This window comes from Pseudomonas sp. NFIX10 (assembly GCF_900111955.1).
In the GTDB taxonomy this organism is placed as follows: Bacteria; Pseudomonadota; Gammaproteobacteria; order Pseudomonadales; family Pseudomonadaceae; genus Aquipseudomonas; species Aquipseudomonas fluorescens_AA.
Genome location: NZ_FOKH01000049.1, coordinates 20653 through 35914 on the forward strand (window position 1 = coordinate 20653; position 15262 = coordinate 35914).

Sequence of the window (15262 nt, forward strand, 5' to 3'; positions counted from 1 at the left end):
CGGCACGGCATATTTGTTTCCAAGCGCGCCGAATACCGTTAGCAGCCCTATCGAATGCATAGGGCTTCCGGGAGCCGCCGGCACCTGTTCGTAATCCATGAAGGGAAAAGTCGGTTTTCATTAGCCTGTCGAATCATCTTCGCTCCAGTCGGCCGCTGCTGGCCATGGCGTTTTCTGCCGGTGTTGTCACCAATGCAGCAGCTCATACCGATGCGCAAGCCAACCCCATGACCGCCATTCATTCGCGGCATGCACCGTACACATTGGGTCGAGGGCAATCTCGCAGGCAATTAAGACAATCAGGTTTCTTAATCTCATGAGTGGCTCCATTCAGGCTCGTGTTTACAAAATTACCGGCAAGGTCAGTCTTGCCGCCGCAAAAACTTCCGACGGTTCAGCCCTGGTGTTTATGCCAAACCACGTCTGCAGCAATAATCCGTCCGGCCTTGACTCACAGCTATGTCAATAATCGTCAAGATTGTCGCAAGATGTAATAAATCGGCAAAACCCATACACTTTGACAAGATATGGCTGTTTTTCATTGCATTATTCTTTGGTGTAACGGATTGTTATTTAAAGCTGAAAAGACTTTGCAGTGAGCAGAATTTATTTCGTTCCTCGGTTCTTTCAGAATCCATGCCGCGGACTTGATACAAGCCCCCCATCATCCGATTTTCTTCTGACGCACTCATATGAGAACAACGCATGACTGAACGACATGAATTTTCCGAGAAATACAATCGCGAACATGCCGAGCGTTATCTCAGAAAGCATCGGACCGGATTTTCTCGCAAATTATCGCATTGGCGTGAAGTGCAAATAGCCCGCAAAGCACTGCAGCTTGCCAACCAACCAAACCTGATTCTTGACCTGCCATGCGGTGCCGGACGGTTCTGGCCAATGCTTGCGGAAAAAAGCAATCGCTCCGTCATCGGCGCCGACAACTCGTTGGACATGCTGGCGGTAGCCTGCAACGCGCAACCCGCCGAGGTGGTCAAGCGCGTCAGCCCTCTGCATACCTCTGCCTTCGAAATAATGCTTCCGGACAAGTCCGTCGACAGTATCTTTTCAATGCGCCTGATCCATCATCTCGGTCTGCCCGCCGATCGTCTTGCCATGCTCAAGGAGTTCTGTAGGGTGACGCGTGACAGCGTCATCATTTCACTCTGGGTGGATGGAAACTTCAAAGCCTGGAAACGCAAAAGAGCCGAAGCCAACCGAATCCAGCACGCCTATCAAAATCGCTTCGTCATTCCGGCTGAAGTCATTGAAGATGAGTTTCGCCAAGCTGGATTTACCGTGGAAAACCATATTGACTTCATTCCCCTGTTCCATATGTGGCGGGTATATGTACTAAGAGTGGTCAAGTAATGGCGACCAGCTCGGCAGTCGATTCGTTCGATAAAGCTGATATGGACCTATGGCTGCAGATGCCTGGCACTTGGGTTGAAGCGCCTAATCTTCGCCGTGGCGGGGAAAGTGGCGTGCAGCGCGTATCGACAAGTGAGCATCAACTTTATTATCGAAAGCAGCAAGTTGAGCACCTCTACTACGATTGGCGCCATCCGTTCGGCTATCCAACTGCAATGCGTGAATACAACGCACTCTTACAGGCTCGAAAACTGGGGGTTCGGGTACCTCGCGTAGTTTATGCAGGATGTCGAAAACAGAATAAGCGTTGGCTGGCATTACTGGTCACTGAAGCGCTGCATGGCTATACCAGCCTGGAGGATTGTTACGCTCAAGGTGAGCATGAGCGCTGGGGAGAACCCCTTCACTGCGAGATCTTACGCAGGTATGGCAACAGCCTGGCCAGATTGAATGCAGGCCGTTGGCAACATGGCTGCCTGTACCTGAAACATGTGTTCATTCGAGTCGATCGCCGTGGGATCGATATTGCCTTGATCGATATGGAAAAGGCCCGCCAGCGCATCAGCGCAAAACGGGCGGCCAGACATGACTTGCGCCAGGTAAAACGCCGCTCATCATGGACAGAGTCGCAATGGCAGGCCTTTCTCCAGGGCTATCGAAGCGTTTTCCCGACTGCGGTTCCCGAGTAGACCGGCTCTATCGACCTTTCGGTGAACAGCAGTTATCGGGGGACGTGAATGACTGATCCGTCCACACGATGTTCAAGTACGTCATAAACCTTTTGCCAACCTTGATGGCTCAAGGCTATCAGTCGATAATCACGCCTTCTAAAAAAGCACATAAGGATTTGCTGTGAAGAAGCTCTACCTGGCCCTACCGTTCTGCGCATTGCTGCTCCAGGGCTGCGGCGTGACCATGACCCGCTATGAACCCAATTTCCAGAACGTTCAGCAGCTCAAGAAAAACGAGCCCATGCAGTCCTTGCGCGAGACGCAGGTGAATGCGGATACGGGCCAAGGGTCGCTGATCGTGCGCCTGAACCCGATTTCTTCGCCCGTGGGCAGCGTTCCACTGCACATCCAGGCCGCGATCAACGATGAGCTGCGTCAGGCGGGTCTGTTGGATCCTCGTGCTGATCGGCAGTTGCAGGTTCAGTTGATCAAGAGCCAGCTCACCACCGGCGTGGGCACTGGGCATGGCGAACTGGCTGCACGCTTCACCCTGCGCAAAGGTGATCAGGTCCTGTACGAAACCACTAAAGACGTGCAGCGTGAGTGGGACAGTAGCTTCTTCGGTCCGATCGCCATTCCGGCGGCGGCTAACAACTACAACCCTATGCTGCAAGATCTGCTCAAGAGCTTGTACAACGACCCACAGTTCACTCAAGCGTTGAAGTGATCAAAAAAAAGAGCCGCGACTGCGGCTCTTTTTCTATCGGTCTCAACCCCGTGGGATGTGGGTATCGACAGCGGAATATTTCATGCGGTTGTTGTCGACCCAGTTTTTCAGCAGCGCATTGACCTGGCGATTGAAGGTGTCAGTGATGGCAGCCTTGGGGGTGTTACCCGCCAGCGGCAGGAACCAGATACCCATCCAAGTGTTGACCGCGTCATGATTGCTGGTCTTGCCCAACGGCTGGCCCTGATTGTCCAAGGTTTCCAGGCTCACGGTGTACTGGTCGGTTGCCAGCGCAGGAATGACCGTGAACGTGAGGCCGCTGATGAACGCCCAGACCATTTGCCCACCGCCTGGCGCATGGTTGTAGACCTTCAGGCGAAGGCTGTAGTCGCCGGGTTGCTTCTGGAATTCGTCGAACACTACACGCCCGAAAAGCCCTGATTCATCGAAGGCTCGCTTCAGATCGGGCTTGAGCATGTCACGGGCCTGAGGCACCTCGGTGGCTTTGGCATTGTCGGGTTCGCCCTGATAGAAATCGAAGTCGACATAGACGTTCGGTTTGTTCGAATAGCTGGCCATCGAAGGCAGATTCACGGGGGCGACTTCATCTTTGGTGAAACTGGCGCATCCACTGAGGCTCAAGGCCAAGGCAAGGCCTATGGCTTTTCCAAATTGCATATCGACTTCCTTGCTTAATGTATTGATGCCGCTCACAGAGAGGGGGGACGGATTCTAGCGATATTTGCTTGAAATCAAAAGGCCATCACTCTCTGCCCTCACCCGCGTTTTTCCATCGACGAGGCTGAGGGATGAGCTGGAGCGACCGAGCGGGTTCGGCCTACTAAAGGGACGCGGTTCGCAATCACCCGCTAAACAGTCGGCACCCGGTGTAACGAAGGTCGTTGGACAGGCATCTGCTGCCAAGCCAGCTGCGCCTGAACAATGGCGACCGCCTCCAGCACTTTATGGGCCCAGCCGTCATCTTCCGGATGCACCACGACAACACGAAAGCCATGGTCATCACCTTCAATCTGTACGCCTTCGGAATCATCGACGTGCAAATCGATATCGAACGCCGGCGGATATTTCGAGGGTGCGTTCGACAGCCCATGGTCCGTTAGCGCCTGATTGTGCAGCACGCTGTTGACCACACCGTCGACGCGGATGCCGTAGAGCAACAGCCAACGCCGGATGTAGGACGGCGTGCGGCCGGACGATGTATAGACCCAGATGCTGCAATCCTGGCGGCGCAGCTCTCGGATCAGGGAGCGTGTCCCCCTGCGCAATGGCTCACCCAGCCAGCGATGAACACAGGCCGGCAATCGGCTTTGTTCGACTTCGCAGTGGTGGAGTTGGCAGGCGAGCGTGTCATCGATATCAAACGAAATGCGTATGCGCTGCCGCCTGGACATCTGCATCGGGATAGCCCAGCGGACGGCCTGCCCTGCCCGGCTGCCGAAGATTTTGCATTTGGCGAGCGCTGAATTCCCGCTCATCAATGGCCACCCTGAGAGAGGGGCAAAGACTTGCCCTTGAGAAAAAACTTCATCGGGTCAGGCGCTTGTTCTTCCAGGAAGGCTGCGTATTTTTTCTTGATCTTGGGCAGTTCGTACAACGCCTTGACTCCATGTTTGGCAGAGTTGCGTATAACCGATGACGGGTTGAAATAGCCTTTGGCGTTTTCCAGCGTCAACACGAAAGGCGGCAAACCCGCGCGCATGAGCAGGTAGCTGACGATGAGCGACCCGCTGCGGTTGTTCCCTTCAATGAACAACTGCGGCTTGCTGAGAATGCGCACATAGACGCCAGCCGCACGCTTCCAGACGGACTCGCTGCGATACGTGCAATACCAATTGAACAAGTCCTTGATGCCTCCCTCAACGTTGTTGAAGAAATGCGCCTCGGTCGCGGCCAGGTGCTGGGCGTATTCCACGCGGCGCGTCGGGTCTCGGCCACAAAGCACCGTGGCGTTGATCTCGAGCATCAGGTTCAGGTGCTGAAGGTCGAACAGATCGACGCCGCGGGCAACATAGTCGTCAATCAACGCGTAGCCTTCAAGCACGTTGTGCAGCACTTCGTCAGTCAAGGGGTCGCGTGGCTCCGTGAAGTGCCGGCTGAGCTCGGCGAAGCGGTGTTGCACTTCGCGCAGTGCATGTTCAATCGCAGGCAAATCAAGGCGATGCGTAGCAGGCATTGGTGCTCCTTGGAAACGCTTGGTAAATGTCTACCGGATGCCCGCCAAATCCATTTGGCTTCTGCAGGTATGCGGCCTTGACCGGATGTATGGTTTAGCTGAACTTGCCGCTGATGTAGTCACCGGTCATCTGTTCACGTGGGTTGTCGAAAATCTGCGTTGTCGGGCCCATTTCAACCAGATAGCCAGTACGCGTGCCCTGGGAAATATCCACCGAGAAGAACGCAGTGGTGTCAGCGACACGGATGGCTTGCTGCATGTTGTGGGTGACCAGCGCGATGGTGTAATCCTTCTTCAACTCGACCATCAATTCCTCGACCCGCCGGGTAGCGATCGGGTCGAGTGCCGAACAGGGCTCATCCAGCAGCAGGACTTCCGGCTCGGTGGCGATGGCGCGGGCGATGCACAGGCGTTGTTGCTGGCCGCCGGAGAGCGACAGGCCGCTGACCTTGAGCTTGTCCTTGACTTCATCCCACAGGGCGGCGCCTTGCAGCGCATGCTTGACCCGATCGCCTATATCGCCTTTGTAGCGGTTGAGGCGCAGGCCAAACGCGACGTTGTCGAAGATGCTCATCGAGAACGGGTTCGGCTGCTGGAACACCATGCCGATGTAACGGCGAACGACCACCGGATCAACGCCCTTGCCATAGACATCCTGCCCGAGGAAATGCACATGGCCTTCGAAACGGAAACCTTTCACCAGATCGTTCATCCGGTTGAGGCTGCGCAGCACGGTACTCTTGCCGCAGCCCGATGGCCCGATGAAACCGGTGATCTTGTTTTTCTCGATCGGCACATGGCTGTCACGCACCGCCATGAAGTTGCCGTAGAAAATCTTGTCCAGTTTGCAGTCCATGACTACAGGCGCCTGGGTGACAAACGGAGCGGCTATTTGCGCAGTGGATACGTTCAAGATCAGATGCTCCCGTTCTTAATACTTGGGCTTGCCGAAGATACGGCTGATGATATTCACGACCAGCACGATCATCACCAGCACCAGTGAGGCCGCCCATGCGAGCTCGAGCTGGTTGTCGAACGGCATGCCGGAGAAGTTGTAGATCAACACGGCAAGCGATGCCGTCGGGTTCATGACCTCGAGGCTGCCTTGGTGGTAGATCCAGTAGTTGCTGAACAGCGCGGTAAACAACAACGGCGCTGTTTCGCCCGCGGCACGTGCCACCGCCAGCATCACGCCGGTCAGGATCGCCGGCATGCCGGTGGGCAAGACGATTTTCCAGATCACCTGCGAGCGGGTGCAGCCCATGCCATAGGCGGCATCCTTCATGATCTTGGGCACCATCCGCATCGACTCTTCTGCCGTCAGCACGACGATAGGCAGCATCAGGACTGCCAGCGCTACGCCACCGGCCGGTGCCGAATAAGTGCCGGTGGTCATCACCACCAGGGCGTAAGCGAACACCCCGGCCAGAATCGATGGCAGTCCCGTGAGCATCTTGGCGGCAAAGCGCGCCGCGTTCGCCAACTTGCTGTCCGGCCCCAGTTCAGCCAGGAAAATCGCCGCCATGATGCCCACCGGCACCGCGATTGCCGCCGCGATACCCACCATCACAAAGGTACCGGCCATTGCGTTGCCGAAGCCCCCGCCCATCTCGAAGCCCGTCGGCGGCAGTTCGGTGAAGACTTCCAGGTTCAGGCGAGCGCCGCCGCGGGTGATCAGCATGTAGAGCACGGAAATCAACGGCACGCTGGCCAGCAGCGCCCCGCCCCAGACCAGGGTGGTCAGGATCAGGCTGCGCAGGGCGCGGCCCTCGAACTTGCGCTGCAGGCTGGGCATTGCGCCTGCCGGAGCCGTCAAGTCTGTTGCAGCAGTCAGGTCGGTCATCACTTATTACCCCGTTGGGCGTACATCATGATCAAGGAGCCAAAGACGTTCACGATCAACGTGATCAACATCAGCACCAGTGCGGCATACATCAACACCTCGATCTCGTTCGGCCCGGCTTCGGGGAAGTTCAGGGCCAGCAAGGCCGCCAGGGTGTTGGCCGGTGCGAACAGCGAAAGGGAAATGTTATTCGCGTTGCCTACCAGCATGGCCAGCGCCATCGTTTCACCCAGCGCACGTCCCAGGCCAAGTACCAGAGAACCGAAAATGCCCGTGGCGGCCGACGGCACCATCACCTTGAGAATCGCTTCCCAATGGGTGGTCCCCATGCCGTAGGCGGCCTGCTTGGTTTTCATCGGTACGCCCGTGAGCGCATCCTGCGAAACAGCGGCAATGGTTGGAAGAATCATGATGGCGAGCACCAACGCTGCAGGCAGCAGCCCCGGCCCGCTCAAGGATGTGCCGAAAAATGGCACCCAGCCGAGTTCGCTGTTCAACCAGGTGGTCAGTGGCCGAATCGCCGGGATCACCACGTAGATCCCCCACAGGCCGTAGACGACGCTGGGGATGGCCGCGAGTAATTCGACAATGGTCCGGAAAATGGCGGCGAGCTTGGGAGGCAGGAAGTCCTGGGTCAGGAAAATCGCCATGCTGACGCCGAAAAAGCCCGCGATCAGCAATGCGATGAAGGCACTGTAGAGCGTGCCCCAGATTGCCGGCAGGATGCCGTATTTACCCTGGTTTACGTCCCAGACAGTGCCTAGGAGCACATCGAACCCGTGCTTTTCCATGCCAGGCAGCGCCTTGCGTCCCACTTCGAACACGAGGGCAAATACCAACGCCAGAACCAGAATGACCCCAATACGCGCAAGCGCACGAAAGGTGCGATCAACCAGGAAGTCCTTCGCGGACGGTGGTTGGCAGGCAGAATCTGGATTAACCGGTACGACAAAGGGTTTGTTCATTGGCTAAGTCCGGAACAGGGGGGAAACTCTCCCGGCATGGCTGACAGCACACACCGAGAGAGGCCTCAGGCGTTACTGAATGTTGGCGGACGCTTTGCGAACCTGCTCGACAACCGACTGCGGCAACGGGATATAACCCATCGAGTCGGCAATTTTCTGCCCTTCGGTCAGGCTGTATTCGACCATTTCACGCATGGCCTTGGCCTTGGCCGGGTTGCCGTTGTTCTTGCGGAAAATCATCCAGGTGTAGGAGGTGATCGGGTACGACTTGGCGCCGTCTGGATCAGGCAACCAGGACACCAGGCTATCCGGCATCTTCACCGCTGCCAGAGCCTCGGCACCACTCTCGGCGTTTGGCACGACATAGTGGCCGGCCTTGTTCTGCAACTGGGCAAAATCAACCTTGGCAAGTTTGGCGAAGCCGTATTCGATGTAGCCAATCGCACCTGGCGTCTGGCGCACGGTAGCCGTCACGCCATCGTTCTTCGGCGACTTGATGAACTTGTCGCTGGCCGGCCAGTTGACGGTGTTGCCCTCCCCCAGCGCCTGCTTGAACTCCGGATTGATGGTTGCCAAGTGCTTGGTGAATACCGCGGTCGTCCCGCTGGAATCCGCACGCACCACCACCGTGATCGGCGTATCGGACAGTTTCAGGTCCGGGTTGGCAGCGACGATCTGCGGATCGTTCCAGCGGGTGATCTTGCCCAGGAAAATGTTGGAGTACACATCGCGTGGCAATTTCAAGCCTTTTGGGTTGCCCGGCAGGTTATAGGCCAGCACGATTTCCCCAGCGGTCATCGGCAGCAACTGCACGCCTTCGGCAACCTTGGCGATGTCTTCGTCTTTCATTGCCGAGTCACTGGCGGCGAAATCGACGGTTTTATTCAGAAAGTCCTGTACACCCGCGCCACTGCCCTTGGATTGGTAATCCACAGTGACACCTTCGGATTTCTTGCTGAAATCCTTGAACCAGGTCAGGTAGATCGGCGCCGGGAAACTCGCGCCAGAACCCGTCAGACGGACGCTTTCTGCAGCGAATGTCGCCGAAGTGGCACCAAGAGAAAGCGTAACGGCGAGCGCAACAGACTTCATCAAACTTTTCATTGAAAGAAATTCCTTGTGATGACGGGCTGGGGAACTCTGCAACAGTCGTGTTACGTTTTTATGAAGATCGAATGGCAAAGGGGCAAATGTCCCCTTTTTGTGCCGCCGCACCGACATGAAAAGCTCGCGCACGCGCGCGCACCGGCGTTTTACAGAGCCTGAAAAAGTGGAAGTCATATCGCCGATTGATCGGATCGCAACGCTGAGGCGCATTGATGCCGGCAGCGCTGAGGCTGCTTGCAGGTCCTAAGGACCCGTTCGAGGGGGGGCCGTCATGGACGGCGAGTGCTGGGACGTATCAGTGACGCAACAACCTACGCAGCGGAACCCCATCCTTGAGCACGGGGGATTTGATGACGATGTAACTGAAGTACTTGGAAATGCCGATGTTCTTGTCCAGCAACCCTTCGATCACTTCCTGGTAATGCTGGATGCTGCACGTCATGAAGCGCACCAGGTAATCGTAACCGCCGCTGATCAAATGGCACTCCAGCACCTCATCGACCAAGCGAATATTGGATTCGAACTTGGCGAAGTCTTCCCGCTTGTGGTCGCTGAGGGTGATTTCAGTGAAGACCGTCACCGAGTCAGTGATCTTGGCCAGGTTGAGATGAGCCCTGTAGCCGGAAATGTAACCAGCCGACTCGAGCCGCTTGACTCGCTGCAGGCATGGGCTGGATGACAGGCCCACGGCATCGGCGAGACTGACGTTGGTCATTCGACCGTCCTTTTGAAGTTCAACAAGGATACTGATATCAATTCGGTCTAGTTTTATTAAACCTTCCATCGGGTACCCCTCGGTTGTCTTCAGGTTGACAGTGGTTTTAGCAAATTCAACGCCGCAAAGATAGCTGATGCTGAGCGACGAGGTCGGCCATGCTGGTGATATAGAAATCGGCGGAATATGCTTGATTATCAGGCTCATGGCCACGACGGATCAGGCACAAGCCCGACGACTTTGGCGGGTGTGCGGGCGGCCTGGACACTTGCATGATGTTTTCAGGCTTGAGCTTGTTCGCCAGCAACCATGCCTCGTCCTCCAATGGATTGCTGGCGCGGGAATGCAAGTCCTCGGGGGGGATTCCCAGGCGTTCGCAGAGCGGGTCACGATCTTCGGCATCACGATCGCAGTACACCAGCAGCCGGTAGAATTTGCGCAGGTACAACATGGCACCGGGCGCGTCCTCGAACAGAGACCAGTTGCAGGCCGAACGGGCAAAGCTCATGCCCTCCTCCCAACTGACCTTGAGCCCCAGGCGCTCTGCCAGTTGGCGATGGGCAAAGCACAATAAACCACTGAAGCCCAGTTCGGAAAAACGCGGATAGAGCCCGCGCACCGTCTCGTCGAACTCAGCCAGCACCACTTCCCTGCCTGGCACGTCCGGATGGTTGTCGAGCAAAGGTTGCAGGGCTGTCCAGACACCGGAATCCCGATCGACCAGGACTTCGTCGCAATCGATCAGCAGCGCACGATAATCAGTCAGGTGCATGTGTGTCGCCTCCCGTGATGCATTCATCCATCCATATGCTCTAAATGCTTTCGGTCGGCCCGTCACTGCAGCGGGTCGACCGAGGCCTGAGATTAATCCAACACGCGGAGCAATGCTGCCTCAAGGATGGTCAGTGCTTCGTCGATCTGACTTTCTTCGGTGACCAGGGGCGCCAGGAAGCGCAGAACATTTCGGTACACCCCGCATTTGATCACCAATAGCCCGCCTACCCTGGCCTGGTCGATCAGTTGTTGGGTGAGTTCGGCATCGGGGCTGCGGGCCTCATCGTTCTTGATCAATTCGATGGCCAGCATGAAGCCGGTACCGCGCACGTCACCGATGCGCGGGTGACGTGCCTGCAAGCGCAGCAGCCCCTGACGCAACCGCTCGCCCAGGACCTGGCCACGTTCGAGCAACTGCTCCTGTTCGTAAGCGTCGATCACCGCCAGCGCGGCGGCACAGGACAAGGCGTTGCCGCCATAGGTGCCGCCAAGCCCACCGGGCAATGGCGCGTCCATGATGTGCGCACGCCCTACCACGCCCGAAATGGGCAAGCCACCTGCCAGGCTCTTGGCGACAGTGACCAGGTCCGGCTGAATGCCGGCGTGCTGAAAACCGAACCATTTGCCGGTACGGCCGAAACCGGTCTGGATTTCATCGAGGATGAGCACGATGCCGTGTTGCTCGGTCAGGGTCCGCAGCGCCTGGAGAAATTCGGGCGGTGCAGAAAGGAAGCCGCCGTCGCCCTGCACCGGCTCGATGATGATCGCCGCGACTCGATCCGGAGCGACTTGGGTCGCCAGCAACTCATTCAGGGCCTGCAGCGCCATCTCGCTGCTGAAACCACGATAGGCATTCGGGTATGGGGTATGGAAGACCTCCGGTGCGAAGGGCCCGAAGTTCTGCTTGTAGGGCTGGCTCATGCCTGTCAGCGTCGTACCCAGCAAGGTCCGCCCATGAAAACCGCCACGAAAGGAAATGACGGCGGGACGATTGGTATGGGCGCGGGCGATCTTCACCGCATTCTCCACCGCCTCCGCGCCAGAGGTGAACAGCGCCGCCTTGTAGGCCTGCTGACCACCCACCAACCCACACAGGCGCTTGACCAGGTCGAGATAGGGCTTGTAGGCCACCACCTGGAAGCAAGCATGGCTGACCTTTTGCAATTGGGCCTGCACGGCCGCGACTACCTTCGGATGATTGTGACCGATGTTCAAGACGCCAATGCCGCCGACGAAATCCAGGTAGCGCGCCCCGTCCACGTCCCACACTTCAGCCCCCTGAGCCCGGTCGATGACCAGCGGATGTGCGGTGACCAGACCTCGAGGCACGAATTGATCGCGTTGACGGAGCAAGCTTGGGGTTTCTTCGACTTTACTGTTCATGGCATCTCCCACAGTGAACCGGGCAACCGGGAAACGGCTGCGATGTGTTCCACAGGTTAAGCGTTCGACGCGATTGTCTAAGCCGAACTTGGCCTCTGGGAAATTCGGATCGACTGTTTTCACCCCGGCAAACAGCAGATTCCTTCAGCCGCCTCCAGCCCGATGGAATCTGCCGGCAGACGCCCTATACAACGCAGCGATGTGTGATTACGCAGGTTCTTTTGATACATCCTGCTTTACCAGTCGGGCATGCTGGAGCTTCCCTATCCAGTACGAGAAGTGACCCATGGCCCTGCTTTATAAAGCCGACCCGGTACGCGGCGAACAATGGAAGCGTCTGTTCGCCGAGCACGCGCCGGATATCGAATGGCGTGCCTGGCCGGACATCGGCGATCCAAAGGATATTCGCTACCTCGCCGCCTGGCAGGCGCCGGACGACCTCGAAACACGGCTGCCAAACCTGGAGGTGCTGTTCGCCTTGTCGGCCGGGGTCGACCAGCTTGACCTTGATCGCCTGCCCACGTCCCTGCCCGTGGTCCGGTTACTCGACCCCGGCATCACCCGGGGCATGTGCGAGTACGCCAGTTTCGCCGTGCTCAGCCTGCACCGGGACATGCTCCGTTATCGCCAGCAACAGGTCGCCCGGTGCTGGCAGGCGCACTTGCTGCAGCCGGCGGCCCAGCGTCGGGTCGGTGTCATGGGGCTAGGCATGCAGGCCCGGCAGATCCTGGCCACCTTGCAGACCTTTGGCTTCGCCTTATCAGGTTGGGCACGCAGCGAACACCGCATCGCCGGGGTGGATTGCTTTGCCGGTGACGAACAGCTCCCGGCGTTCCTCGGCCAATGCGACATCGTGCTGTGTGTCTTGCCATTGACCGAGCAGACCAGAGGGATTCTCAACCGCCAGTCGTTCCAACATCTGCCCAAGGGGGCTGCCCTGGTCAACATGGGCCGTGGCGGGCACTTGATAGAAGAGGATCTGCTCGAGGCTCTGGCCAGCGGCCAGCTGAGTGCCGCGGTACTCGACGTATTGCAACAGGAGCCGGCAGCACCGGATCACCCGTTCTGGCAGCATCCGCAAATATTGCTGACGCCACATATCGCGGCGATGACCCAGCCCGAAAGTGCCTTTGGCGTGTTGCTGGACAATATCCGCCGCCACCAGCGCGGCGAATCGATGCTCGGCCAGATTGACCCTCAGCGCCGTTACTGACCTGCGCTTGTCATGCACCTACGAGAAAAACACCGACGGAAAATCCGCTGATATTTGCTGCTGAGCCTGCGCCAGATTTGAGCAATAACTGCGGCGTGCGACGCCGCAACTTATGCAATCTACCGAATCAATGTCCGCCTCTTGTCAGGCCTGGTGGCAGGTGAGATACCAATACTTTCAGCGGAGAAATCCGACCGGTCACGCTCCCTGTCCATGGAGATCTGTCATGTCCAACACGCAACGCCCTGCCTACACCTATCGCCCCATGACGACTGCCGATGTGACATCGGCCCATGCGTTGTCCGTGCAGTTGAAGTGGCCCCACCGCCTGGAAGACTGGGCCATGCTGCAGCGTGTCTCGCAGGGTTTTGTCGCAGAGGACGAAGGCCGCCTGATCGGTACGGCGTTCACCTGCCCGCAGGGGGATTACGCCACGATCGGCCTGGTGATCGTCAGCGATGAGTACCAGGGCCAGGGCATCGGTCGCAAACTGATGGAGCTGGCGCTCCAGGCGTGCGGCTCGCGGACCGCCATGCTCAACGCGACGCTGGCCGGCGCGCCCCTTTATGCCAGCCAGGGCTTCGTTGACTTTGGACATATCCAACAACACCAAGGAAACGTATCGCCTCCGGCCCCCATGGACCTGCCATCCGGTGAGCGCTTGCGCCACCTGACCGAAGCCGATCGAAACGACCTGATCGAACTCGCCAACGCCGGCAGCGGCCTGGACAGGCATGCCGTGCTCAACGATCTGTTCGAGCATGTCGAAGACGTCGTGGGTATCGAGCGTGAGGGGCAATTGCGAGCGTTCGCCCTTCTGCGTCCCTTCGGTCGTGGTCGTTCCATCGGCCCGGTCGTTGCGGAAAACCCAGATCAGGCCAAGCACCTGATCGCGGTGTTGTTGGCTCGAGTGCCGGATGCTTTCGTGCGCGTTGACATCCCTTCCGACTGCGGCCTCGGCCCGTGGTTGGAAGACGCCGGGCTGAGACAGGTCGACACCGTCGCCCAAATGGTCCGTGGGACCCCGCCCCAGGCCAGCGGCGGCGTGCAGCAATTTGCACTGGTGACCCAGGCCATCGGCTGACGCCCTCACCTCACAGCGACACCATCCACTCTCCTGGAGAAATACCCTCATGCTAGAACCCACCGCCGTGCTGCTCGCACATGCCAACGGCACTCCCGCGTCAACAGCGTTCACCTGCGGCACATTGGGCGCCAACGATCCTTTCGACAGGCAGATTGCTTATGTCGGGACGGATGACATTGCTGCCGGCGTCGTCCAGGCGAGCGGACAATTCAGCAGCGATCGATACCCCTACAGTGAAACGATCGTGGTCCACGCGGGGCGCGTGATCCTGCAGAGCCAGGATCACGCGCTCGAACTCAATCCGGGTGACAGCGCCGTGATCGCCCGTGGCACATCGGTTCAGATCGACGCGCTACCTGGCTCGTTCTGGGCATTCTGTGCCGATACCCAGCCTGTTGAAGCCGGCACTGTCGGGCTGACCGCCCTTCCCCCCTACACCCTGCTATCCCCTTCGACGCCTCCGAGTGAAGAGTTCCTGCTGAGCCCGACACCGCAATGTCGCTCGAACAACGTGTTCGTCGAGGACGCGACCAACCTGCGCATCGGCATCTGGGACTCGACACCCTATACCCGCAAGGCGCGGCCACACACGATGCATGAGCTGATGCACCTGATCGAGGGCAGCATCATTCTCCAGATCGCCGACGGTTCCGAACTGGCGGTCAACACGGGCGATACAGTGTTCGTGCCTCGAGGCGCGCCCTGCGCCTGGAAGAGCAGCGTCTATGTGCGCAAGGTCTACGTCTGCAAGTGATGTCTGGCGGGGCTTTTTTGGATTGGTAAGGCCACGCTCGCTCCCACATTGAATTTTCAGAAGCCACAGACCTCATGTACACCGAGGTCCCCTTGTGGGAGCGAGCTCGCTCGCGATGGCGGTGGTTCAGTTACATAGATGTTGGGTTTACTGGCCTCATCGCGAGCAAGCTCGCTTGTATGGTAGGACTTGAAGGGGGGAGGAGGGACAAAGCTCGATTCTGACTGTTAGCCGCAGTACAGACCGTGGGAGATTTCACCCCTCCTCCTTTCACCCAAGCGCCGATAAAGAATGCATCTGGCCTAGACCGACGATAGGAACAAGCCTGCGCCTCTGGGTGAACCCTTCAAGTGTTCAAACCTTAGCCCGGAGGATTTTCAATGGCAATGCCGGTTTCTGTCGCAAAGCCGATCGTGGGTGTTGATGTCGCCAAAGATGAGTTGGTGATTTATCACGCA

General features: G+C 57.9%; 16 protein-coding genes. 6 read left to right on the forward strand and 10 right to left on the reverse strand.

Annotated features, from left to right (window positions below):
- Positions 1–705 precede the first annotated feature (705 nt).
- From BM321_RS28695 to BM321_RS28705, 3 genes are all read left to right on the forward strand, one after another.
- Positions 706–1371, forward strand: coding sequence for a class I SAM-dependent methyltransferase (locus BM321_RS28695; protein WP_092446374.1), 666 nt, complete (start codon positions 706–708; stop codon positions 1369–1371).
- Entirely contained in the window at positions 1371–2060 is a 690-nt protein-coding gene (locus BM321_RS28700) for a lipopolysaccharide kinase InaA family protein (RefSeq protein WP_092446376.1), read from the forward strand. The genes BM321_RS28695 and BM321_RS28700 overlap by 1 nt, the downstream gene beginning before the upstream one ends.
- A gap of 163 nt (positions 2061–2223) precedes the next feature.
- Positions 2224–2769, forward strand: a complete 546-nt coding sequence (locus BM321_RS28705; RefSeq protein WP_092446378.1) for a hypothetical protein — start codon at positions 2224–2226, stop codon at positions 2767–2769.
- A gap of 42 nt (positions 2770–2811) precedes the next feature.
- Here the strand turns inward: BM321_RS28705 and BM321_RS28710 are convergent, their stop codons facing one another.
- The 10 genes from BM321_RS28710 to gabT form a co-directional block, all read right to left on the reverse strand.
- Positions 2812–3447: a hypothetical protein gene (locus tag BM321_RS28710; protein ID WP_092164498.1), complete on the reverse strand. Its 636-nt coding sequence runs from the start codon at positions 3445–3447 to the stop codon at positions 2812–2814.
- A gap of 191 nt (positions 3448–3638) precedes the next feature.
- Positions 3639–4265 carry a hypothetical protein gene (locus tag BM321_RS28715; RefSeq protein WP_371856653.1) on the reverse strand — a complete coding sequence of 209 codons (627 nt, stop codon included), beginning with the start codon at positions 4263–4265 and terminating at the stop codon, positions 3639–3641.
- On the reverse strand, positions 4265–4963 hold the full coding sequence (locus tag BM321_RS28720) for a Fic family protein (protein ID WP_092446380.1): 699 nt from the start codon (positions 4961–4963) through the stop codon (positions 4265–4267). Before BM321_RS28720 ends, BM321_RS28715 begins: the two co-directional genes overlap by 1 nt.
- 94 nt (positions 4964–5057) lie before the next feature.
- Positions 5058–5819, reverse strand: coding sequence for a phosphate ABC transporter ATP-binding protein PstB (pstB, locus tag BM321_RS28725; protein ID WP_025214260.1), 762 nt, complete (start codon positions 5817–5819; stop codon positions 5058–5060).
- A gap of 75 nt (positions 5820–5894) precedes the next feature.
- Positions 5895–6806 carry a phosphate ABC transporter permease PstA gene (gene pstA / locus BM321_RS28730; protein WP_060742349.1) on the reverse strand — a complete coding sequence of 304 codons (912 nt, stop codon included), beginning with the start codon at positions 6804–6806 and terminating at the stop codon, positions 5895–5897.
- Positions 6806–7771: a phosphate ABC transporter permease subunit PstC gene (gene pstC / locus BM321_RS28735; protein WP_060742350.1), complete on the reverse strand. Its 966-nt coding sequence runs from the start codon at positions 7769–7771 to the stop codon at positions 6806–6808. The genes pstA and pstC overlap by 1 nt, the downstream gene beginning before the upstream one ends.
- A 72-nt stretch (positions 7772–7843) precedes the next feature.
- Positions 7844–8875 carry a phosphate ABC transporter substrate-binding protein PstS gene (pstS, locus tag BM321_RS28740; protein ID WP_092199665.1) on the reverse strand — a complete coding sequence of 344 codons (1032 nt, stop codon included), beginning with the start codon at positions 8873–8875 and terminating at the stop codon, positions 7844–7846.
- 298 nt (positions 8876–9173) lie between these two features.
- Positions 9174–9662, reverse strand: coding sequence for an Lrp/AsnC family transcriptional regulator (locus BM321_RS28745; protein ID WP_008146530.1), 489 nt, complete (start codon positions 9660–9662; stop codon positions 9174–9176).
- A gap of 46 nt (positions 9663–9708) precedes the next feature.
- Positions 9709–10365 carry an HAD family hydrolase gene (locus BM321_RS28750; protein ID WP_092326583.1) on the reverse strand — a complete coding sequence of 219 codons (657 nt, stop codon included), beginning with the start codon at positions 10363–10365 and terminating at the stop codon, positions 9709–9711.
- A 92-nt stretch (positions 10366–10457) separates the two neighbouring features.
- Entirely contained in the window at positions 10458–11750 is a 1293-nt protein-coding gene (gene gabT, locus BM321_RS28755) for a 4-aminobutyrate--2-oxoglutarate transaminase (protein WP_092446382.1), read from the reverse strand.
- Positions 11751–12036: 286 nt separating this feature from the next.
- On the opposite strand from gabT, the gene BM321_RS28760 reads away from it, so the two are divergent.
- The 3 genes from BM321_RS28760 to BM321_RS28770 all read left to right on the forward strand — a co-directional run bounded on the left by BM321_RS28760 (position 12037) and on the right by BM321_RS28770 (position 14804).
- The gene (locus BM321_RS28760) at positions 12037–12963 is read left to right on the forward strand and encodes a 2-hydroxyacid dehydrogenase (RefSeq protein ID WP_092446384.1); all 927 of its coding nucleotides are present in this window, start codon (positions 12037–12039) and stop codon (positions 12961–12963) included.
- A gap of 226 nt (positions 12964–13189) precedes the next feature.
- Positions 13190–14047, forward strand: coding sequence for a GNAT family N-acetyltransferase (locus BM321_RS28765; RefSeq protein ID WP_092446386.1), 858 nt, complete (start codon positions 13190–13192; stop codon positions 14045–14047).
- A gap of 49 nt (positions 14048–14096) precedes the next feature.
- The gene (locus BM321_RS28770; protein WP_092446387.1) at positions 14097–14804 is read left to right on the forward strand and encodes a cupin domain-containing protein; all 708 of its coding nucleotides are present in this window, start codon (positions 14097–14099) and stop codon (positions 14802–14804) included.
- Positions 14805–15262 lie beyond the last annotated feature (458 nt).